Raw genomic sequence first — 23,359 nt, forward strand, 5'->3', positions numbered from 1 at the left:
TTTGCTTGTTTTGCAACGGTAGCGAACGACTTATTTTTTACGCTTTTTACGCTGGATAGCGTGGATAGCACGGCCATCTGCAGATAGCGCCGCTTCGTGTACTGCTTCTGAGATCGTTGGGTGAGCAAACGTCATCAGCTGCAGGTCTTCGATACTAGAAACAAACTCCATCGCGATCATGCCTTGATGGACGATATCACCTGCGCCTGCAGAGATGGCATGCATACCTAACAAACGATCTGTTTTGGCATCGGCGACGACTTTGATAGAGCCTTGGCCTTCGCTTTGCGCGAGCGCACGACCGTTGGCCGCTAGGTTAAATGAGCCAGTTTTGACTTCATAACCTGCTTCTTCGGCTTCTTGCTCAGTCATGCCAACCCATGCGATTTCTGGATGGGTATAGATGACGTTGATAATGGTGTCATAGTTGACCTGAGCTTTTTCGCCATGGATACGCTCGACGGCCATCATGCCCTCTTCCATCGCTTTGTGCGCAAGCATAGGACCACGTACCAGATCACCGATGGCATAGACACCATCTAGATTGGTTTTGCACTGCTCGTCGACATCGATTAGACCGCGCTCGGTCAAGGTGATACCGCTGTCTTCGCCCAGTAGTTTTTCAGAGTAGGCACGGCGACCGACACAGACGATTAGCTTATCAAAGCTCTCCTCGCTCGACTCGCCTTTGGCTTCGCTGGTCACAACGACTTGATCGCCTTTGACTTCAGCGTTGGTGACTTTGGTATCGACACGGATATCAAGGCCCTGCTTTTTCAGCAGTTTGCCGGCTTCTTTGGCGATGTCTTTGTCAGCAGCAGCCAAGAAGCTCGGTAGTGCTTCATATACCACGACCTCACTACCCAAGCGGCGCCATACAGAGCCTAGCTCCAGACCGATCACGCCTGCACCGATCACGCCAAGGCGCTTCGGAGCTTCAGTAAAGTCCAGTGCGCCAGTTGAATCAACGATACGGTCACCGTCAGTTTTGGCCACTGGAATCTCGATCGGCACAGAGCCTGCCGCAAGAATGACATTTTTTGCGGTGATGGTCGTTTCGCTGTCGTCTTCTAGCGCGGTAAATTTAACTTTCTTCTCGCTACCTTTACCATCGATGAGCGTACCCCAACCTTGTAGCCAGTCAACGCCATTGCCCTTGAGCAATGCTGCCACGCCGCCGGTCAACTGCTTGACGATGCCTTCTTTGCGAGCGATCATCTGCTCGATATCGATAGAGACATCACCTGTGCTGATGCCATGCTCAGCTAGGTCATGCTTGGTCGCTTCATAACGATGCGAGCTATCCAGCAAGGCTTTTGATGGGATACAACCGACGTTTAGACAAGTACCGCCAAGCGCAGGCTCGCCTTTATAAACGCGTTTTTCGATACAGGCCACGCTCATACCAAGCTGACCTGCGCGAATGGCTGCTTCATAACCGCCAGGACCGCCGCCGATGACGACCAAATCATAATTGTCTTTCATAGTACGTTCCTATTTTTTAGATTATTTTAGATTTTGCTCATGTTGTGTAAGGTATATCGGCACGATGGTGTCACTTTTGTGCAATAACGACCGATCTCATCTTTAACCGCAGAGTCAATCATCTGTCTAGTTGATGAAGTATTTAGTAGCCAGTAGGCTGCCTCAAATGCAGACAGCTCGATAAAGCGTACTAACGACCCGCCGTCAGACGCCGCCCTATAGGACTGCGTCTTCATTAAATGTCATAATTAAACGGCTTGATTATTGCTAAGCGTGATTTTGCTCAAATGACAATGGCCGATACCAAAGTTAAAAAACTTGTATCAGCGATTGCCAATACAAGCTTATAAGCTTACAGGTCTAAAAGAAGCATAGTAGGATCTTCGACCAATTCTTTTAGTGTCACTAAGAATTGTACCGCTTCTTTACCATCGATCATACGGTGGTCATAAGACAGCGCTAGGTACATCATTGGTAAAATCTCAACTTTACCGTCGACTGCCATTGGGCGCTCGTTGATCGCATGCATACCCAAGATAGCAGTTTGCGGTGGGTTCAGGATAGGCGTTGACATGAGTGAACCAAATACACCGCCGTTTGAGATAGTGAACGTACCACCCGTCATCTCGTCTAGACCAAGCTTGCCTTCTTGCGCCTTGCTACCGTATTCACGGATTTTGGCTTCGATGTCCGCCATGCTCATACGGTCAGTATCGCGCAGTACTGGAACGACGAGGCCGCGATCTGATGATACCGCCACACCGATGTCATAAAAACCATGATAAACGATGTCATCACCGTCTAGTGAAGCGTTTACCGCTGGGAAGCGTTTGAGTGCTTCGGTCGCCGCTTTGACAAACAAGGACATAAAGCCTAAACGTACGCCATGACGTTTTTCGAACTGGGCTTTGTACTTAGCACGCATGTCCATCAACGGCTTCATATTGACTTCGTTAAAGGTCGTCAACATAGCAGTTTCTTGAGTAGCTGACAGTAGACGCTCAGCGACACGCTTACGTAGGCGCGTCATTGGAACGCGTTTTTCGGTACGCTCACCAGTTGACTCTGCCACAGGACGACCGCTATCTGACTTGATAGAGCTGTCGGCTTTTAGCGTTGGGTTTGCCATATCACTCTTGGTCACACGGCCACCGCGGCCACTGCCTTCGACGTTTTTCGGATCTACGCCAGACTCTTTGGCCGCTTTACGAACGGCTGGGCTTTGATCTTTATGGTCAGCTTCGTCTTTTTTGTCAGTGGCTTGTACTGGCTCACCGCCATCTGTACCTTGCTTAGCTTGCACTGGTGCCGCTGGCTGGTCTGGGTTGACTGCTGGCTCATCGTTTGAGTCTGTGCTGCCACTTGCGCCCGCTTCAAACTCAGCGATTAGCTCGTCAGATAGTACTGTGTCATCTACTTGCTTGACGATTTTGGTCACAACACCATCATCAGGTGCCACAACTTCTAAAACAACTTTGTCGGTTTCGATTTCAGCCAATAGGTCATCACGGTTTACTTGCTGACCTTCACTGACATGCCATTCGACGATCGTGCCATCGGCAACCGATTCTGGAAAAACGGGGGCTTTGATATCAGCCATCGATATACTCCTTAGATTTGGATATTTATATGCGTTATTAAGTCGTGATAGGCAGTCAATACTGTGTGCAACAATGTCACTGATAGATATTGCCAGTACTGACTGTCATCGCCTGCTTCATGTGTCTTCTATAATCTATAACTTGAACGTCTGTCACTTATCTTACTTTGCCAGCTCATCGACACTAATACCAAGACCGCCTGCGATCAGTGCTTGCTGCTGCTGAGCATGCAGTTTTGGCGACCCTGTCGCAGGAGCGGCACTCGGTGGACGTGCCACTGGCTCCATGACTTTTGCCTTGGTTGGATGTGGTACGACGATACGGAACATATGCGGCGCCAGATAGTACCAAGCACCTTGGTTCAATGGCTCTTCTTGCGTCCAAACGATTTCTTTTAGGTTGCTGTATTTTTCGATCTCAGCAATCAAGCGTTTTTCTGGCAATGGATAAAGCTGCTCAATACGGACGATGGCCACATGATCAAGGCCAAGCGCACGGCGCTGCTCAAGTAGATCATAGTAGACCTTACCACCACAGAGCACCATACGAGTGATGTTGTCTGCATTGTGCTCATCCATCTCTGGCAGTACCGTCTCAAACTTACCGTTGGCAAGCTCTTCTAAGTGAGAGGTTGCCAACTTATGACGCAGCAGGCTCTTCGGTGACATAACGATAAGCGGCTTACGAATTGGGCGTACCGCTTGACGACGTAAGGCATGATAAATCTGTGCAGGCGTCGTTGGGGTAATCACTTGCATGTTGTCTTCGGCACATAGCTGCAAGAAACGCTCAAGACGTGCTGATGAATGCTCAGGGCCTTGACCTTCATAGCCATGTGGCAACAGCATGGTTAGACCACAAACGCGCTGCCATTTGGTCTCGCCGCTTGAGATAAACTGATCAATCACCACTTGCGCGCCGTTGACGAAGTCACCAAACTGCGCTTCCCAAACGATGAGCGCGTTGGGTACGGTGGTTGCATAGCCGTATTCAAAGGCCAGTACCGCTTCTTCTGACAACAACGAGTTATAAGTGGCAAAACGTGCTTGGTTTTCGCTGATATGTGATAAAGGCACATACATGCTGCCGTCATTGATGTTGTAGATCTCACTATGACGATGCGAGAAAGTACCACGGCCGACATCTTCACCAGTGATACGAACCAAGGCATTGTCATGATCGACCAATGATGCATAGGCCAAAGTTTCAGCGGCGCCCCAGTTCAGTGGCTCTTCGCCTGTTTGCATGGCTAGACGCTGATCGACCACTTTTTGTACTTGGCGCTGTAGCTTGTAGCCTTCTGGCATTTGCGCCATACGGCGGCCATACTCTTTTAATTTTTCGATATCGACGCTGGTATCCCATTCATCGACCAAATCATGACCTAGGTAGGGCTTCCAATCGACAAATAACGCTTCGTTTGGCTTGCTGACCAATGAGTTGGCGACATAATCACCACGGTCTAGCGACTCACGGTAGTCATTTTCGTACTGTTTTTCTTCTTCTGCGCTAAGGACGCCATCGGCGATGAGCTTTTGTGCGTAGAGAGTACGCGTCGTAGGCAGTTTTTTGATAACTGCATACATCAAAGGCTGCGTCGCTGATGGCTCGTCGGCTTCGTTGTGACCGTTACGACGATAGCAGAACAAATCAATGATGATGTCTTTGCCAAACTCATGACGGTAGTCTAGTGCCAATTGCGCAGCAAACACCACAGACTCAGGGTCATCGCCGTTGACGTGTAGGATAGGTGCATGCACCATCTTGGCCACATCAGTACAGTACTCGGTTGAGCGTGCGTCTTCTTGACGGCTGGTCGTAAAGCCGACTTGGTTGTTGATCACGATATGAACCGTACCACCCGTGGTATAACCACGCGTCTGTGACATCTGGAAGGTTTCTTGAACCACACCCTGACCGGCAAAAGCAGCATCACCATGGATGACGATTGGCAGCACTGAGTTACCGCCTTTGTTGTCCATTAACGGCTGATCGTTACGGCGAACTTGACGTGCACGTACCGAGCCTTGTAAGACGGGCGCTACGATTTCAAGGTGCGATGGGTTAAAGGCTAGAGCCAAATGCGCCTCACCGCCTGGTGTCATGACGTTAGAAGAAAAACCGTTATGATACTTAACGTCACCTGAGCCTTTTTCTGGCTGTACTTTACCATCGAACTCATCAAACAAATCGGCAGGGTTTTTACCTAAGATATTGACCAATAAGTTTAGACGGCCACGGTGCGCCATACCAATGACCATCTCTTTGGTGCCATAGCCGCCAGCACGTTGGATGATTTCATTGATGGCCGGGATAAAGCTCTCGCCGCCTTCTAGACCGAAACGTTTGACGCCGGTATATTTACGAGCCAGATATTTCTCTAGGCCTTCAGCCGCTGTCAGACGCTCTAAGATAGATAGGCGTTTTTCTTTATCAAATTCGATATAGCCTAGATTGGTCTCGAGGTATTTTTCCATCCAGCGTTTTTCGGTGCTGGTGGTCACGTGCATGTATTCAACACCGATGTAACGGCAGTATACACGCTCCATGATTTCAATGATCTCACGGAGTGTCGCTTCGTCTTTACCGATGTTTAAATCATTGGTTGGAAATACCGTATCGAGATCGGCCTCTGATAGGTTGTGATACTCTAGCGTCAGATCTTCTACTTCGGCACGCGGATGCAGATCTAATGGATCTAGCTTGGCACGGCGATGACCACGGCGGCGGTAAGCTGAGATCAACTGCTGCACACCCATTTGTTTAGGATCCGCACAGTCGGCACTGCCAGCAGACGCGCTACTGGTGTCGGTGTTGACTTTATTGGCGGTTTGATTGCGGGCCAGCAATAAAAACTGATCTTTAATAGCATTGTGTTTGGCGTCATTTGGCGACTTGTACTGTTCAAAATACGTTTGCCAGTCCGCATCCACACTATCAGGATCTGTTAGGTATTGCTCGTAGAGCGCTTCGATATAATTGGCATTGTCAGCGGCCAGTTCAGTATGTCCTAGCTCTGCTGCGTCTTTGGTTATACTATTCATAATAATCGTCTATTTGATAGATAAATGAATGGAATCGTGCTTATTATTGTGTAATCTGTCGTATATCTGCTATGTAAACCTTGTGTCACATCAGCGGTTGAGCGTTTATTGACTGAGCGCTTATTGGTTGTCAACAGTCTGGATAACCTCTGACGTAACTTACGTCAAGCAAAAGTCAAGCAAATTGAGCGCTGACCGTCTCTCGTCTACTTTTGCATTGCCGCTAACATACGGTGTCGACAATAGCTAAGTAGTGATGATCGCAGTTATTACAATACCGTTGGTAAAAATATAACTATTTGTGAACGCTCAGTTTTCTGAACCAACTCGTTTCACAACATTAATTTATATATAATGCAAAAAGCCATAACAAATCTATTAACTAACATTTATTAACCATGGGTTATCCATGCTGGTGTATGGCAAGCTCATAGTATATATCCACCTGACATATATGGCTGGTTAGGTGCGTATAGGTATTACGCTAGCAACCAATGAGTCGCCAGTTTTCCTGCTTTCAGCTAGTCTTTTATACGGCTATTTTGGCTGAACTGTTATCCTATCAATGAGATAGGTGACACTCTTAGCCAAATATACATTGCTGTATAGGGTAGCATGTCTACTTTTTGCGACATAGTTTGTTTGTTCAATACTAGGTATTTACATAATGAATATCTATTATCAATATAATGATATCATTATTGGCTGATGCTGGCTTGCTATTATACCCAAAGTAGCAAAATCTTCCTAAGCATTCGGCCTAATCAAGCACTAAAATTACCTAAATAAAGGCAAATACCTCATCAAAACCCTGAGCTAATGTACGCTTACCCCTATGATTTCTATATCAAGTGTAGGCTAATAGTATTGCGTATCTAATTATATAGGCCGCGCGTCTTTATCACAGACCTTCTTACACATGACCAACGTACTGTCAATATAGTTTTACCATCATACTGTCATCGATGCACGCTAAAAACACATCGCGCTTGCGCTGCTGCCTGTAAAGGTAGGTTGAAAAGCTGACACACGCTAATCAATAAAAAACACCACCTAATAGCTAGGTGGTGTTTTTTTTACAGTATCTGTAAAAAACCATGCAATTATAAACGATTAACCTGCTTGGTCAATCAACATATTACGCAGATGACCAATTGCTTTGGTTGGATTCAAGCCTTTTGGACAAACTGACACACAGTTCATGATACCGCGGCAACGGAACAAACTAAACGGATCGTCCAAACGAGCAAGACGCGCTTGCGTATCACTGTCACGGCTATCAGCCACAAAACGATAGGCGTGTAGCAATGCTGATGGGCCTAAGAACTTATCAGGGTTCCACCAGAATGATGGGCAGCTGGTCGAACAGCATGCACATAAGATACATTCGTACAGACCGTTTAGTTGTTCGCGCTGCTCAGGTGATTGCAGACGCTCTGTCGGCGGTGCTGGCTGATCATTGATTAAGTACGGGTGTACTTTTTCGTATTGCTCATAGAATTGGTTCATATCGACGACCAAATCACGAACCACAGGCAGACCTGGTAGAGGACGGACGGTGACTTTTTCTGGCAAGGTGTTCATGTTGATAAGACATGCAAGACCGTTTTTGCCATTGATGTTCATGCCATCAGAGCCACAAATGCCTTCGCGGCAAGAGCGGCGGAAAGTGAGGGTCTCATCTTCTTTCTTTAGGCGTAATAACACGTCAAGCAACATACGATCTGAGTCTAACAGCTCAATCGTATAGGTTTGCATGCGCGGCGCTGCGTCCACATCAGGATCGTAGCGATAGATTTCGATGGTGCGAGTACCTCGGCTCATAATGCTAAACTCCACACATAGGTGATGGCGGGCATACAAAGACTGCGACCTCACCGCGCTAACGATTGGTTTATCATTAGCGCGGGCAAGTGCATGTAGCTGGCGGTCACCTTTTAATAAATGAATAAGGGATAAAACGTTTGCGCAGTTTATATATCGAGTATATATCAGGCGCGGCGTCCAATATTAGTAGACGCGGACTTTTGGCTCGATATAGTCGACTGTCAACGGCACTTTACGAACTGGCTTGTAAATGATGCGGTTGCCTTCAGAATACCACAAGGTATGCTTCATCCACTCGTGATCGTTACGGCCATTTGGTGCGTAATCATCATCTTCTGGACGATCGTAATCAGAGACACTATGCGCGCCGCGGCTTTCGTGACGATGCGCCGCTGAAATCATCGTAGCTTTCGCAACTTCGTATAAGTTTGCCACTTCAAAGGCTTCGATACGAGCAGTGTTAAAGACTTGTGATTTATCGGCCAAGTGGATCTTGTCGATTTTTTCACCCAGTGCCAAGATTTTTTCAACACCTTCGTCCATGATGGCTTGGGTACGGAATACGCTGGCATGTTTTTGCATGGTAGCACGGATTTCATCAGCGACATCTTGCGCATTGTAGCCTTCAGTAGACTGCTGCAGCTTGTCTAGGCGACGCATGGTGAAGTCAAGCACACGTGGATCTAATGGCTTATAGTTGTGGTCGGCATGGTGGAACTCATCAACGATGTGCTTACCAGCTGCGCGGCCAAATACCACCAAGTCAAGAAGTGAGTTGGTACCTAAACGGTTGGCACCGTGGACACTGACGCACGCACACTCACCGATGGCATAGAGGCCTTTTACCACGTTGCCTTTAGCGTATAGACCGTTTTCATCGGTACCCGCTTCTAGATCTGGTACGATGACCTGACCATGAATCGTGGTTGGAATACCGCCCATCATATAGTGAATGGTCGGGATAACTGGAATTGGCTCTTTGGTGATGTCGACGTTGGCGAAGTTTTTACCGATTTCAAACACTGATGGTAGACGCTTCATAATGGTATCGACACCTAGGTGCGTCATGTCCATTACGATATGGTCAGCGTTCGGACCACAGCCGCGGCCTTCTTTGATTTCTTGGTCCATCGAGCGCGATACAAGGTCACGAGGCGCTAGGTCTTTGACCGTTGGCGCATAACGCTCCATGAACGCTTCACCATCTTTGTTACGCAAGATAGCCCCTTCACCGCGGCACCCTTCGGTCAATAGTACGCCAGCACCATGCACGCCGGTTGGGTGGAACTGCCAGAACTCCATATCTTGTAGCGGGATACCAGCACGCACGGCCATACCAATACCGTCACCTGTGTTGATATAAGCGTTGGTAGACGCGGCGAAGATACGGCCTGCACCACCTGTCGCTAGTACGGTGATTGGTGATTGGAAGACAGCGATGGTACCAGTTTCTTGCTCAATCGCCACCACACCGTTGATGTTGCCGTCTTCGTCTTTGATCAAATCAAGCGCGATCCACTCGATAAAGAACTCGGTGCCTTGCTCTAGGTTTTTTTGATACAGCGTATGTAGCAGGGCGTGACCTGTACGGTCAGCTGCCGCACACGCGCGTTGTACCGCTTTTTCGCCATAGTTTGAGGTATGACCACCAAATGGGCGCTGATAAATCGTGCCATCTTCGTTACGGTCAAACGGCATGCCCATGTGCTCAAGCTCATAGACGACTTTTGGCGCTTCACGGCACATGTATTCGATCGCATCTTGGTCACCCAACCAATCTGAGCCTTTTACGGTATCATAAAAGTGAAAATGCCAGTTATCGTTACTCATGTTACCCAAACTTGCACCGATGCCACCTTGGGCTGCGACGGTGTGCGAACGGGTTGGGAATACTTTGGTCAAAACTGCAACCTTCATGCCTGACTCAGCCAAATGCAGTGAAGCACGCATCCCTGAACCACCACCACCGACGATGACGGCATCGTAGTTTAGGGTCTTAATATTACTAATGGTATTATCTTGTCTAGTTGCCATTACGGTTTTCCTAATGCCTGTTAATGCTTAGAAGTAAATAAAAAGGCTATCTGTCCTGTGTCTGTACACCAATAGTTATCTTCTCAGTGCAGCCTATCTAAAGCCTATGACACATCTGGCCTTTAACCACTTAATTTGCATATCTATCGTTATACTGGGCTGAGCGGTATTATGCTCGGCGGCTTATCTATCGAGCGCCCTATCAGCGCATTTGTCTTTTTAAACATAAAATATTAGACATAGAATAAATAAGTAACCAAACCCAATGCTATGACTATTTTCGGCTATGTATGAATGGCAGTGATAACCAAGCTATCAATCACGTTTACAGCCATCCATTTTTATCGATATTTTGGCGTTACCACCCAATTTGGGTGCTCACCTCATCATTAAACAGCAACGACACCAAAGCCATTACCCCAAAAAATCATGATGCCCCAAAATAAAAAGACTAAAATAGAGATAATCATCAAAGTCTGTAATACCAAACGCAATCTTGGCGCGCTCTCACCCATCTTGCCTGAGGTGATATAGTCAGTGAATACGGTCCACATACCTACCCAAGCATGGCCTGCAAGTGCCACCACAGCGACCAAGCTAAACAGACGCATCGGTAAGCTGGTCATAAATGACGACCACTCAAGATAAGTGACATCGCCATGGGTCAAAAAGAAACCCAGCAACACCACACTATAAACGGCCAAAACGACCGCGCTGATACGCTGGACAATCCAATCACGTGAGCCTGAACCTGTCAGACCAGTTGCGCTTTTGATTCCTGAATCATTTTTAATCATTAGAACATCACCCATACAAATGACGCGATAATTAAAATCGCTGCAATCACAAAACTGACCTTAGATGCGGCGCGGCCAGATTTTAGCTCTTCGTTCATGCCCATATCAGCAAATAAGTGCTTGATGCCCATCACAAAGTGATAAGCAATCGCAGCCACAAATATCCATGCTAAAAAGCGCACAAGTACGTTGTCAAACACGGTCTCAAAACTCTCAGGCGACGCCAATGAGTTCTGTAGTAACCACAGCATGACAGGAATCAATAAAAATAAAATAATGCCAGAGATACGATGCAAGATAGAAGCGATCGCAATCGGTGAGCGATTAACGCTAATCACTTGGCTTAAAGGCAGATCAATAGGTCGGTTGCTTTTCACAGCGGGCATCCTTTTTGCGGTTATACTCCTGTATCTGCTATCAACGCATGACATAGGTCGGGATTGTGTCAATTAAGCGTAGAGCAACACACGAGACGAATAAAGTAAGGAAGAGCTAGCTGACTTCGTTTAGTTTGTGCTAAAGGTGAAGAAAGAATCATGTGGTAAGGTATTGATACTTTGTCTACGACTGCTCGGTTTACAACTGCTTGGCAAACAGATCGGTCAAACAACCTGTCTATTATACAACAAAGAAAATAAACATGAGTAAGATCGATTAACTAGTCTATTTTTACTGGTCGCACTTATCACAAGATAACCATATTTTGTTATCTTGCGATTGTGTTATCTATAAGGGTGCAAACCTGACGCTAAGTGTTTAAAAATAGAACAGTTAACAAGAACATTCAAACCGTCGGTTGGGTTTGGGTCTATTGACATTGTCCAGCTGTAACCAAATATGAATACCAGTATGAATAGAGAAGCTCTAGACGACACTATATCATGACCACTTATCAATCCGCACAAAACTCGTGCCAGTTAAGTAGCTGCAATTATAAAATGACTGGGCGATAATTACAAATTTATCCATTATGTGGTAAAAAAGGAACAATCAGTTCACAATACAACAGCGTTTTGTCTTATCAAACATAGCGATACGGCCAGCAATCCTAAAAAAATTTGCCGCACGTACTTTGTCTGTCATATCCATACTGCCAGCTTGCACAGACAAATCATCTCGCCAATTGTGGATACCGAGTCTGATACTTATAAAATCCAAGTGACATCACAGCGCGTCTTTGCTGCCAATAAAAAGTAAGATTTGCGGCAAAATAACCAATCAGACATATTTTGATACAAAAATTACAGTGAACAAACACGACCAAACCGTGCCTATTGGCGGCATTGATGGTAAAAGTCTTTTCAAATCGCAAGGAATTGCTGCTAATATACCCAGCATATTAAATGCGTTAAATGTATTTTGACCGTTTGACTGAGCATGGCGTGAGGGTAAGCGCCTGTAGTAATCCTGGGCGCGAGGGTATGCGTCTATAGTAATTTTATTCTAACAAGTTAAATCAATGGAGAGCAATTTATGGCTGACACTAATGCCAAACTAACCGTCAATAGTGAAGAATACGAACTTCCTATCATCAAAGGTACTTTAGGGCGCCCAGTTATCGACATTGCTGCTCTACAAGACTCAGGCTTTTGGTCTTATGACCCAGGTTTCAAAGTAACCGCTCCTGTTGAGTCAAAAATTACCTATATCGACGGTGGTAAAGGTGAGCTGTTGCACCGCGGCTACCCTATCGATCAGCTGGCAAACAATGCTGAATACCTAGAAGTGGCCTACGCCTTGATTCATGGCGACTTGCCAAACGCCGAGCAAAAAGCGGACTTTTTTGAAAAAATCCGTAAGCACACAGGCGTGCATGACCAATTACGTAAATTCTTTGAAGGCTTCCGCCGTGACGCGCATCCAATGGCGATTATGGTGGGCGTTGTGGGTGCCTTGTCAGCGTTTTATCATGACAACCTAGACGTCAGCAACGAAGCACACCGCGAAATCACTGCTATTCGTCTGATCGCAAAAATGCCAACGCTTGCGGCGATGAGTTATAAATACTCGCAGGGCGAACCGTTCATGTATCCACGTAACGACTTTAGCTACGCGGAAAACTTCTTGTACATGATGTTTGCCACGCCTGCTGATGTGGACTATGAGCCAAACGACGTGGTCACCCGCGCCATGGACAAAATCTTCACCTTGCACGCAGACCACGAGCAAAACGCCTCGACCTCTACTGTGCGCCTAGCCGGCTCAACGGGTGCCAACCCTTATGCCTGTATCGCCGCTGGTATCGCCGCCCTTTGGGGTCCATCACATGGCGGCGCCAACGAAGCTGTGCTTGAGATGCTAGATGAAATCGGTACTGTCGAAAACGTGCCAGCATTTATGGAAAAAGTGAAGAGCCGTGAAGTGAAGCTCATGGGCTTTGGCCACCGTGTTTACAAAAACTTTGACCCACGTGCCCAAGTCATGAAAGAGACCTGTGATGAAGTACTCGGCGCCCTAGGCATCAACGATCCTAAGCTTGAGCTGGCCATGGCACTAGAAAAAATCGCTTTAGAAGATCCGTTCTTCGTTGAGCGTAACTTGTATCCAAACGTTGACTTCTACTCTGGCATCATTCTAAAAGCCATTGGTATCCCAACGTCTATGTTTACTGTCATCTTCTCATTGGCGCGTACCTCAGGTTGGATCAGCCACTGGTTAGAGATGCACAGCGCACCGTTCAAAATCGGTCGCCCACGTCAGCTATACACTGGCGAGACGCATCGTGACTTTGTCAAAGTAGAAGACCGCAAGTAATCTGCTTAGATACGGCACGTGTATAAAAAAACCATAAAAAATCCCGCTATATGCGGGATTTTTTGTGGTCGATAGATAAGCGCTGTGATGCTGGCTGTCGCCGTCATAGCTTGAGCGGTGGCTGTTTATTCAAATGCTTTAAGCGTTTGTTCGTACTTGGCAATTTGCTCATCATAACCCTTGATGGTCTCGTTAAACTTGGCCATGAGTGCTTCAAACTCTTGTTGTTGATTGAGCTTCATTTGCTGCATATCGATGACTTGCTGCGCCTCTATCTGCTCCCAAACCTGATGCTGAATGATAAGACGTGCCAGCGCTGGACTTTTGGCACTGAGCCTACCTGCAATCTCAGCATGCTCAAACAGCTGCGGCACCAAAGTCGCTATGTTTATCAAGGTATCTACCTCGTCAGCGCTCAGCGGCGTGATCACTGGCTGATAAAGTGCCGCCGTTGCCTGCTGGTAGCTGTCGATGATCTCATCTTCTGTTTGCATGACAGGCTTGCGTGGCTCGAGGCTAATACGTTTGAGGACGGTCAAATCGCGCTCGCCCACTTCTGTGCTGGTATTGATGTCTGCTGCTGCCTCATCGCCACTTTCTCTATTTTGAGCCGTCGCGGCGTCACCGCTATTTGTCGTGTTATCGCCTGCTGTATCCGCACTATTTAACAACAAATCTTCGGCACTTTGGGTCGAGTCTGCCGCTTGCAGCGACTCATACTCGGCCTGTAGCCGGCGCTGAAGGCTTTGCATTTGCGTCACATAAATTGGCTCAAACTGCTCAATACGCGCCGCTGCCGACTCACTTTGCGGTACAGGCTTGCTATCTTCGCTAGCTACTTGCTCAGTCGCTTGACTATCATCGACGACAGGTGCGGTCTCGGTCTGCTGCTGACAGCCGCCGAGTAGCAATGCACCATTCAGCGTCGCAGCCAGTACAGTCATGGCAACATACTTACGATTAGGTGATGGTGTTTTATTCATATGACTATCATGAGCGGTATCATGACTCTTGGCTTTATCTGGTAAAAATTTATACATCAGAGTACATATCCTTTGTTGACGCAAAATAATGAGTTGACGCAAAATAATAAAAGATAGGCGTATCACCGCCATCCGTTGCTGAGTGATACTGTGCTAGCGTCTGGGTCATAAACCTCTCATAACACTATTTAGCATAGTGGTTATTGATGTCAATAAGAAGCGTCAATTGTGAACGGAGTGTCGAGCTGGCGACGTTGACAGTTGATTTTTGACAACAGTAGACTTGTGGCATTAAACGTGTGACCTCAGACTCAAGAAGCGGTCGTCAAAAACGGTATACAGCGCTCAAAATCACGGCAGTCCTGACCACGCTGGCGACGGACAAAATAGTCTTGTACCATACGCGCCTGCTGCTCGATACCATATTTAAAAAAGGGCTTGCCTACTGTAAATACATAGTCATAACGCCGATCGACCAACGCCCCGCGTACTACCTTGATACCCTGCTGTAGCTGCCAAACGTGCGTCAGCTCATGTATTAGCCAGCTTTGCTTACTTAAGGAGGACTGGCTAAAGTCTGTGATCCAGTCTGCTGGATGAAAGTAAATATGACCATTGGGGCTGACAGCGTAATGTCTAAGCACCCACCACGCTGTTTTTAATTGCACATCCTCCAGCCTAATACTGTCGCCAAATACCGAACGTGCCAGCGCAACCTCACCTGCACTCAGATGACGCGACCGCCTCTTTGGGCGCTGATGACTTGATAAACGCCGCGCTTGGCTCAATAACTGCTGTATGGTCTCACGTATCATAAACAATCAATGCCGTTATGTAGGTGCATAATATAAGTGCCGTTATATAAGATATAAGTGCCTAGATAAACACCTAGGAAGTACAAGTGCTGCTATAACTGGTGCTGTCTTATTTGTTTAATAAGGCTTTTGATATAAAAATAAAAGTCGCGAAGACAGAAGTTATACATTAGGGTAAGGAGTGCTAGGATAGTCCTACGCGCAATTGATATCCTATGATAGATAGTCGATACATTTTAATTTGATACTGAACCTGTGCTTTTATATTGACTATCCTTTTGCCGCCCCATTGATTAACGATAGAGAGTGTTATGCCGCCAAACTTTCATGCCGATACCCCGCTTGCCCAGCGCATGCGCCCAGCGACGCTCGATGCCATCATCGGTCAAGAGCACCTGCTGGCAGCTGGGGCACCGCTACGACGCTTGGTCGAGCAAGGCCATCTGCCCTCCATTATCTTGCACGGTGAGGCAGGCATCGGCAAAACTACCATTGCTATGCTATTGGCTGATGCCGTGGGTCGGCCGTTTCATGCGTTGTCGGCACTCAATACGGGGGTCAAACAGTTACGCGAAGTGCTGGAGGTTAAGGACTCGTTGAGCTTTGAGTCGCCGGTGGTGTTTATCGATGAGATACACCGCTTTAACAAAGCGCAGCAAGATGCCTTACTTGGCGCCGTTGAGTCTGGGGATATTACCTTGATTGGGGCAACCACCGAAAACCCCTCATTTAGCGTCAACAATGCTTTGCTATCGCGTTGTCAGGTTTATCGCTTGGAGCCACTGACACCCGAGCAAATCGCCGCCGTGTTGCAGCGTGCTATCTCAGAAGATAGCATTTTCAAAGACTTGGTCGTGGATTTGCAGGCACAAGACACCATTAGCCAACTGGCACAGGGCGATGCCAGAAAGGCGCTTAATCTACTAGAGCTGGCCATACAAACGGCGGATACCAGACAATCGCCGCTGATCATCGATGATGCGCTGGTCGCTCGCGTCGCACAAACGGCGCTGGTACGCTATGATAAAGACGGCGAGCAGCATTACGATATTGTCTCCGCCATGATAAAGTCCGTGCGCGGCTCCGACCCTGATGCGGCGCTCTACTGGATGGCGCGGATGCTGGTGGGCGGAGAGCCAGCTGAATTTATCGCGCGGCGTTTGGTCATCTTGGCGAGCGAAGATATCGGCAATGCCAACCCCAATGCCCTACTCCTCGCTGATGCCGCCCTGCGTAGCGTGCAGTCCATCGGTATGCCTGAGGCGCGCATTATCTTAGGACAAGTGGTGGTGTATCTGGCGACCAGTGCCAAAAGCAATAGCACTTATAAAGCGATAAATGCGGCGATGGCCTTAGCAGAAAAAGACGCCTCTCCCGTACCGCTACATCTGCGCAATGGCGTGACCAAATTGATGCGACATCAAGGCTATGGGCAGGGCTACGCCTATCCACACGACTACCCCAATCATTATTATCCGCAGCATTATCTGCCAGATACGCTGCTGGGTACGCGCTTTTATCACTTTGCTGATAATCAGCGCGAGCAGCACAGCAAGCAGTTTATGGATTGGCTAAAATCCCAATCTGCCAGCAACTCTTAAAACCTGCCCGTTTATTAGTAATACTGAACGCTGTTTTTGACAGACTTCGGGATATAGTTTATAGATGGGGCAGCACGATAGGATAAAAAGCGTTAAAATGTCCTCATAATGATATATAAGTAATTAGGCAATCGTGCCTAGCGTCCGTACCTATAGCCGAGTCGTGCCAATCATCGAATAAATGTAGACAGCGGCGCGTTGCCTAATCGCAACAGCCTATGGCGTCAGCGGCTGTTACTATAGGCAGATCATGCTATATATGTTACCTCACACCTATCTACACATAATAAAATATCGAGACTTACTATGAGTTTAAATACCATTCCTGAGATTATCGAAGACATCCGTGCTGGAAAAATGGTCATCTTAATGGATGATGAAGACCGCGAAAACGAAGGCGATATCATCATGGCCGCCACCCATGTGCGCCCTGAAGACATCAACTTTATGATCACCCATGCTCGCGGCCTAGTGTGTCTGACCCTATCGCAAGCGCGCTGCCAACAGCTAGCACTACCACTAATGTCTGATCGCAACGAAGCAAAGTTTAGCACCAACTTTACGGTGTCTATCGAAGCGGCTGAAGGCGTCACCACAGGTATCTCAGCGGCTGACCGCGCGCGCACTATTCAGGCAGCGGTCTCTGCATCAGCCAAACCCGAAGACATCGTACAACCTGGCCATATCTTCCCTATCATGGCACAAAACGGCGGCGTCCTGCACCGTGCCGGCCACACCGAAGCAGGCTGCGACTTGGCTCGCCTAGCGGGACTGGAGCCTGCAGCGGTCATCGTCGAGATCATCAACGCTGATGGCACGATGGCACGTCGTGACGATCTTGAAATCTTTGCCAAAGAGCACGACATCAAGATGGGTACAATCGCTGATCTGATCAATTACCGTATCGCCAACGAGCAAACGGTAGAAGAAGTAGAGACGCGTCCTTTTGAGACCGAGCATGGGACTTTTTCCTTGCACCGCTTCCGTGAGTTTGGCGCTGAAGAGACGCATTTGGCCTTGGTCAAGGGCGATGTCAGCGAAGGCGTCAGTACTGTCCGTGTCCATGGCTTCCATCCGCTGCGTGACTTGTTTGCCGCCAAAAACGATATGACAGGTCGTAGCGGCTGGAGCGTACAGTCAGCGTTGGAAGAAATCAGCGCCTCAGAGCGCGGCGTGCTGGTTTGGATTGGTAGCAATCAGCCCGTTGATCTAGGCGATGCGCTGGATAAAGCGGCGGACAATCAATCGCAATCAACCATCACCCAGCAGCCATATCGTAGCATCGGGGTTGGCGCACAGATTTTGCGTCATTTAGGCGTGCGTGATATGCGCTTATTGTCATCGCCCATGAAGTTTTATGCACTGTCAGGCTTTGATCTAAACGTAGTAGATTTTGTGCATGCACCCAAACAAGGCTAGGCACTGTGATTATTATTTAAGCACTATTCGATAGTGATTAAGTGGCCTTATCAATCATAAAAAAAGCACGCTTATAAACTGAGCGTGCTTTTTTATGTGCGAGTAACATCTATAAAAGTTGAGGCTCAGACCTCAGGAGTATGACCAACGGTCGCTTCTAATGCCAATAGGCGCTCGCGCTCGGCGCTGCTCCACGGCAATTTGTCCTTACCAGCGCTGTCCAAGCGCACCACCACTGCCTCAGCCGTCGCCACTACCAGACTTTGCGCCGTACTATAGTAACTATACTCCATCACGATACTGGTACGGCCCAAACGCTGGCAGCGCACTCCTAATAACAAAGTATCAGGGTAGACCACAGGACGCAAATACTGACAGCTTGACTGTGCCAATACCGTCACCATGCTGCCATCAAACATGCCTAATGCCTGCAGATAAGCAATACGCGCTGACTCAGCATAACGATAAAACACCACGTTATTTAGATGTTTAAAGGCGTCCATCTCGCCCCAGTGAATCGGCTGATGATGGATGACAGGATAGTGAGTCAGCTCAGTCGCTAGGGGTTCATTGACTGTCGGTAAATCGGCTGTTAGGGAGCGGTTCATAAAGTGTCCTTTTTTATCATGCTATTTTTTATTATTTGGGTGTGTCTTATCATCGAGCACCAACGACTAGCGCTGCGATTTGCCTAAGACTTGCGTGGTCAATAGCGCCGTGGGCTTGGGTGCTTCGACAATCAATTGATCTAGCCAATTGATCACCTCTGCCACGTCGTTGGGGGCTTGCATCATCGTGATATTGGCCGTTTGATCTGACGCTTGCAGGTTGGCCTGTGTCTGTTTCTGCCGCTCATCAGCGCTTGGCGTGAGGGTTATGAGCTGTTTGCGTGCCTGCGACAGATAACTGATGAGCTGCTCACGGTCGCGCATATTGCTGGCTTGCATGGCCAAATTCAGCGTCATAATAGTCTCGTGGATGGTCAGCTGCCTACGGGTCAGTGCCTCTTTATTTTTAGCTGTGTCTTCAGCTGGGGTTTTATTGTCCTTGCTACCCTCTTTATGGTCGTGACGCTCATGGCGATGCAAAAAGGTTTGGATATTTTGCATGGCCAAGTTATGCATCTGCCACGGGCTTGGCTGCGCGCTTTGCGCTTGTAGACGCTCAATGTCTTTTAGCAGGCTTTGCTTAATCACCACCGTCAGCGCAGGGGCAATCTCATTACTGCTTTGCGACAGCTGCCAGTGTAGCCCTCGCAGCAAATCAATCGCCGCGCTATCGTTGTTATCCACCAGCAGCCTATCCACCGCTTTTATTTGAATACGCAGTAAATCCAGCTGATTTTGCGCTTGGCTACTGGCTGCCACGCGCGGCTCAGGTAGCGTCTGCTGACTCATGGCAAACAAGCGATCATCCATCTCGTTTAAACGGCTGACAACTTGCTCGTTACTTTGCAGACGCTCGTGAACACTCTGCTCAAAACGCTGCTGGCTGATATATAACCAGAGTAAGGCGGCGATAAGCAATAAAATCGTCAGCCATTGCAAGCGTATGAGTAGCATATTTGCTTGCCGGCGCTGCTGAATAGCAGAAGGGTCCTTGGATGAAGACTCAGGGTTCATAGACATAGTACAGCACCGTTACTGGTAGATTGGGTCATGGTTGTCGCAAGCCGTATAAAACGGGAATAATCATCCTGATGACAAAACAGCCATATCCTAGGCGTATCAAGCACTGATCGCAGCCAGTATGGTGGCTGGTGCCAAATCCTCCACCCGCCAGTAGCTCAACTGCTCATCGGCAACCATATTGGCCAAGCGCTCACCCAGCACCACATAAGCAAAGTCCGACAGCTTGAGCTTGGGCAACCCATCAGCCCCTGTACTGTCTGCCAATGGCTGCTTTACAGTATCCTCAGCACTCGTCTCATCATTTGCTTGTCGCTTACCTTGACTGATCACTTGGCGCCAATGCTCAAAGGCGGTGGCACTACTAATGATAACGACCGGTTTTGACTGTTTGGGTATAGGCTTTGGATGCTGAGCGGTGCTTGGCGCTGCTGGTATTGCTTCTGATGATAGGGGACTAGGCACAGAAGCGGCCGTAGAAAACTGCTGTAACCACTGATTGTATTGCGTACAGGCCTCATGAGGCATAATACGCTCGTACCAAGCGATGCTATCGATATGGACACCGCGCGCTTGTAACGTGTTAACCAATAAACGGCGGCCACCAAGACCGCGCCATACCAACAGCTTGTCCCCTGCTTGCAAGCTGTCGATCTCTGGCATCGCAAGCATGCCTTCGTTATTGGCCACGCGCGGCTGCAGCACGTGATAGCTTGCCGCCTTGATTTTTGCCTCATTTAAGACCGCAGCTGTCGCCTCTCCTACCGCAATCAAGTGACTGGGGGCACTGAGGTTTTGCCGCTCGGTGGTTTTTTGGCTTTCATTGTTTTGGCTTTCATTGTTTTGCTTGTCACCATTTGTCTCAGAGTGCTGGGTATGGCGCTCGCGGGCAAGCGCTTGCCAAACCGCTAGTCCCGCTGCTGCCGCCGTAGGACTGACGATGACCAGTGCCTGATAGTCGCCTGCAAACCACTGACGCATCAGCGCCATGTCCGTATCTGTGGTAGGACGCGGCTGTAACGTCAGCATCGGAATCTCTACCACGCTTAGACCCGCAGCTTGTAGGTGCTGCGTCAGCGGAGCGGCACGCTCTACCGGTCTGGTATTGATGACCACGCGCGCAGGCGCTGATGGGGCCGCGCTCTTATGCCGAGCGGTAGATGTTGGATGAGATGAGGTGGATGACATAGACGTACCATGACAAAAATCGAAAGAAATAAACAAGTCGCAAACCCATCTTAATTACTGGCTTGCAGCTCAGACAGCGGTATCTGCGTATTATTTGGTATCATAAATCGCTGATAAAATAGCGCCTGCACCATCAGCAAGTAACATATCAGCCACATCGATACCCAGCTGATTGGCCTGAGTTTCTTGCTCGTCTTGGTTACCAGTTAAGGTAATGCGTTTTTCTGCTTTTAGCAGCTCGCTACCATCGGCCTGCCCCACGCGCCCGCGCAACCACAATATGTTGCCGTCGTCATTGTTGCCATTTTCGGTATTTTTCGCACGATCATCCTCGGTCTCGTCTGCCATTTGCAAGACTGCATAGGCTGCGATCGGTACCTGACAGCCGCCTTCTAAATGACGGTTGAGGGCACGCTCAGCAATCAGGCGAATACGCGCTTTATTATCATTTAGCGGTGCCAATAACTGCAATACTGCATCATCGCCCTCGCGACACTCAATCGCCAACGCTCCTTGCCCAACCGCGGGCAGACAAGCATCGATATCCAGCTCACCGCGAATACGCTCGTCCAGCTCAATACGCTGCAAACCACTGGTGGCCAAAATAATCGCGTCATACTCGCCTGCGTCCAATTTGCTCAAACGGGTACCAACGTTACCGCGCAGGGTTTTGATTTGTAGATCTGGGCGATAAGCCTTGATTTGACACTGACGGCGCAAGCTTGAGGTGCCAACGATAGCGCCTTGCGGCAACGCATCGATACTATCGTATGTATTAGACACAAACGCATCGGTTGGGGCGGCGCGCTTGCAGTACACCCCCAACGTCAAGCCTTCAGGCAGCTGCATGGGCACATCTTTTAGCGAATGCACGGCGATATCTGCGTCTTTATTATAAAGCGCTTGCTCAAGCTCTTTGACAAACAAACCCTTGCCGCCAATTTTTGCCAGTGGCGTATCCAAAATTTTGTCACCCTTAGTGACGATTTTTAGCAAATTAATCGTCATCTCAGGATATAGCGCCAACAGACGATCGCGGATATGCTCAGCTTGCCACAAGGCTAATGGGCTTTGGCGCGTGGCGATGTTTAAGGTAGTCAAAGCAGGTTGCTGCAGATTGCTCATAAAAGGCCTCAATAAGTTTGATATACAATATCAGTGCGAATCATCTCTGCATGAAACGATACGGTCGATTTGCCACAAAAATGGGCGCTATCACTCGTTGATAGTAAACGCTGACGCAAAAAAATACCCCTATTTAAGCATAAATAAGGGTTTGATGATATGGGATGATTATTTCTCTATAAAAACAGTCAGTTACAGATAGCGCTTTACATGCTTTGGATTTTATCACGTAACGCTGGCAGGTGGCGACGACTCACCGCCAATGTCTCATCGATGCCTTTAAAGCGCACTTGATATTGGCCGGCATCCAAGGTTTCTAAGTAGTCCAAAAAGCTCAGATTGATAATGGCATTGCGATGGACGCGGAACAACCGGTCTTCAAACTCTTGCTCAAGCTCTTTTAGTGTCTCATCAATCAATACGATACCATTCTTGTGACGGACTTTGACGTATTTTTGATCGGCAGTAAAGTAGTAGATGTCTGTGAGTTTAATCAATTCGACACCGCGATGGGTACGAGCGGCGATATGCTCACGTATTGGCCGCGCTGTCGGGTCCTCAAGCTTACGGATTTCGTTGAGCTGGGCGGCATTTAGGTTTTTGGCTTTGTTTAGCGCCTCCAGCAGCTCGTCTTTATTGGCAGGTTTGAGCAAATAGCCGATGGCATTGGCCTTGAGAGCAGCAATGGCATAGTGATCGTAGGCGGTGACAAAGATAATGGCTGGCGGATGCTCAAGCTCGTTCAGCGCTTGCGCACAGCGCACCCCATCCATCTCAGGCATACGAATGTCTAACAATATGATATCTGGCTGCTGGGTTTTGACAGCGACAATGGCTTCTGCCCCTGTCGTGGCTTGTGCCACCACCTGATGGCCTGACTCTTGTACAATTCTGGCCAAACGCTCACGCGCCAATGGCTCATCATCGCAGACTACGATCCGCATGCAAACTCCTGTTTTAGGACATACTTAATACGATTTAGTGAAATAATTCATCAACCTACTATCAATAATAACACTAACGCCCAAGGACTTAGCATAAAAAAATGTTTGATTATT

The 23,359-nt window shown here is 48.1% G+C and carries 17 protein-coding genes; 3 read left to right on the forward strand and 14 right to left on the reverse strand.

Translation table 11 applies throughout. The features are described from left to right. Positions 1–30: 30 nt before the first annotated feature. From lpdA to sdhC, 7 genes are all read right to left on the reverse strand, one after another. Complete coding sequence (gene lpdA / locus NK638_RS01095) at positions 31–1,485, reverse strand: dihydrolipoyl dehydrogenase (protein WP_274631593.1); 1,455 nt, start codon at positions 1,483–1,485, stop codon at positions 31–33. 352 nt (positions 1,486–1,837) lie between these two features. Continuing rightward, positions 1,838–3,085: a 2-oxoglutarate dehydrogenase complex dihydrolipoyllysine-residue succinyltransferase gene (gene odhB, locus NK638_RS01100; protein WP_274631594.1), complete on the reverse strand. Its 1,248-nt coding sequence runs from the start codon at positions 3,083–3,085 to the stop codon at positions 1,838–1,840. Positions 3,086–3,247: 162 nt separating this feature from the next. After that, the gene (locus tag NK638_RS01105; protein WP_274631595.1) at positions 3,248–6,130 is read right to left on the reverse strand and encodes a 2-oxoglutarate dehydrogenase E1 component; all 2,883 of its coding nucleotides are present in this window, start codon (positions 6,128–6,130) and stop codon (positions 3,248–3,250) included. A gap of 1,113 nt (positions 6,131–7,243) precedes the next feature. After that, complete coding sequence (locus NK638_RS01110; protein ID WP_105244551.1) at positions 7,244–7,954, reverse strand: succinate dehydrogenase iron-sulfur subunit; 711 nt, start codon at positions 7,952–7,954, stop codon at positions 7,244–7,246. A 186-nt stretch (positions 7,955–8,140) separates the two neighbouring features. Next, complete coding sequence (gene sdhA, locus NK638_RS01115) at positions 8,141–9,991, reverse strand: succinate dehydrogenase flavoprotein subunit (RefSeq protein ID WP_075101403.1); 1,851 nt, start codon at positions 9,989–9,991, stop codon at positions 8,141–8,143. A gap of 389 nt (positions 9,992–10,380) precedes the next feature. After that, the gene (gene sdhD / locus NK638_RS01120) at positions 10,381–10,785 is read right to left on the reverse strand and encodes a succinate dehydrogenase, hydrophobic membrane anchor protein (RefSeq protein WP_075101435.1); all 405 of its coding nucleotides are present in this window, start codon (positions 10,783–10,785) and stop codon (positions 10,381–10,383) included. A gap of 2 nt (positions 10,786–10,787) precedes the next feature. Beyond that, positions 10,788–11,174, reverse strand: coding sequence for a succinate dehydrogenase, cytochrome b556 subunit (gene sdhC / locus NK638_RS01125; protein WP_274631596.1), 387 nt, complete (start codon positions 11,172–11,174; stop codon positions 10,788–10,790). Between the two features lie 1,087 nt (positions 11,175–12,261). Between sdhC and gltA the strand changes: the two genes are divergently transcribed. Then, the gene (gene gltA / locus NK638_RS01130; protein ID WP_274631597.1) at positions 12,262–13,542 is read left to right on the forward strand and encodes a citrate synthase; all 1,281 of its coding nucleotides are present in this window, start codon (positions 12,262–12,264) and stop codon (positions 13,540–13,542) included. A 125-nt stretch (positions 13,543–13,667) separates the two neighbouring features. On the opposite strand, the gene NK638_RS01135 is transcribed toward gltA, so the two are convergent. Then, complete coding sequence (locus NK638_RS01135) at positions 13,668–14,582, reverse strand: hypothetical protein (protein ID WP_274631598.1); 915 nt, start codon at positions 14,580–14,582, stop codon at positions 13,668–13,670. A gap of 254 nt (positions 14,583–14,836) precedes the next feature. Further along, the gene (locus tag NK638_RS01140) at positions 14,837–15,340 is read right to left on the reverse strand and encodes a type IV secretion protein Rhs (RefSeq protein WP_274631599.1); all 504 of its coding nucleotides are present in this window, start codon (positions 15,338–15,340) and stop codon (positions 14,837–14,839) included. 311 nt (positions 15,341–15,651) lie between these two features. On the opposite strand from NK638_RS01140, the gene NK638_RS01145 reads away from it, so the two are divergent. Together NK638_RS01145 and ribBA are read left to right on the forward strand one after the other, a co-directional pair. After that, complete coding sequence (locus NK638_RS01145; RefSeq protein WP_274631600.1) at positions 15,652–16,941, forward strand: replication-associated recombination protein A; 1,290 nt, start codon at positions 15,652–15,654, stop codon at positions 16,939–16,941. 306 nt (positions 16,942–17,247) lie between these two features. After that, positions 17,248–18,360 (forward strand): bifunctional 3,4-dihydroxy-2-butanone-4-phosphate synthase/GTP cyclohydrolase II, encoded by a 1,113-nt coding sequence (gene ribBA, locus NK638_RS01150; RefSeq protein ID WP_274631601.1) that lies wholly within the window; start codon positions 17,248–17,250, stop codon positions 18,358–18,360. A gap of 125 nt (positions 18,361–18,485) precedes the next feature. Here the strand turns inward: ribBA and NK638_RS01155 are convergent, their stop codons facing one another. The 5 genes from NK638_RS01155 to NK638_RS01175 all read right to left on the reverse strand — a co-directional run bounded on the left by NK638_RS01155 (position 18,486) and on the right by NK638_RS01175 (position 23,245). Further along, positions 18,486–18,968 (reverse strand): acyl-CoA thioesterase, encoded by a 483-nt coding sequence (locus tag NK638_RS01155; protein ID WP_274631602.1) that lies wholly within the window; start codon positions 18,966–18,968, stop codon positions 18,486–18,488. A 66-nt stretch (positions 18,969–19,034) separates the two neighbouring features. Continuing rightward, the gene (locus tag NK638_RS01160) at positions 19,035–19,988 is read right to left on the reverse strand and encodes a hypothetical protein (protein WP_274631603.1); all 954 of its coding nucleotides are present in this window, start codon (positions 19,986–19,988) and stop codon (positions 19,035–19,037) included. Positions 19,989–20,087: 99 nt separating this feature from the next. Further along, positions 20,088–21,176, reverse strand: coding sequence for a uroporphyrinogen-III synthase (locus NK638_RS01165; protein ID WP_274631604.1), 1,089 nt, complete (start codon positions 21,174–21,176; stop codon positions 20,088–20,090). A gap of 90 nt (positions 21,177–21,266) precedes the next feature. Further along, entirely contained in the window at positions 21,267–22,301 is a 1,035-nt protein-coding gene (gene hemC, locus NK638_RS01170; protein WP_075101392.1) for a hydroxymethylbilane synthase, read from the reverse strand. Positions 22,302–22,507: 206 nt separating this feature from the next. After that, positions 22,508–23,245 (reverse strand): LytR/AlgR family response regulator transcription factor, encoded by a 738-nt coding sequence (locus NK638_RS01175; RefSeq protein ID WP_274631605.1) that lies wholly within the window; start codon positions 23,243–23,245, stop codon positions 22,508–22,510. Positions 23,246–23,359 lie beyond the last annotated feature (114 nt).

The sequence above is a fragment of the Psychrobacter sp. A3 genome (genome assembly GCF_028823565.1).
In the GTDB taxonomy this organism is placed as follows: domain Bacteria; phylum Pseudomonadota; class Gammaproteobacteria; order Pseudomonadales; family Moraxellaceae; genus Psychrobacter; species Psychrobacter celer.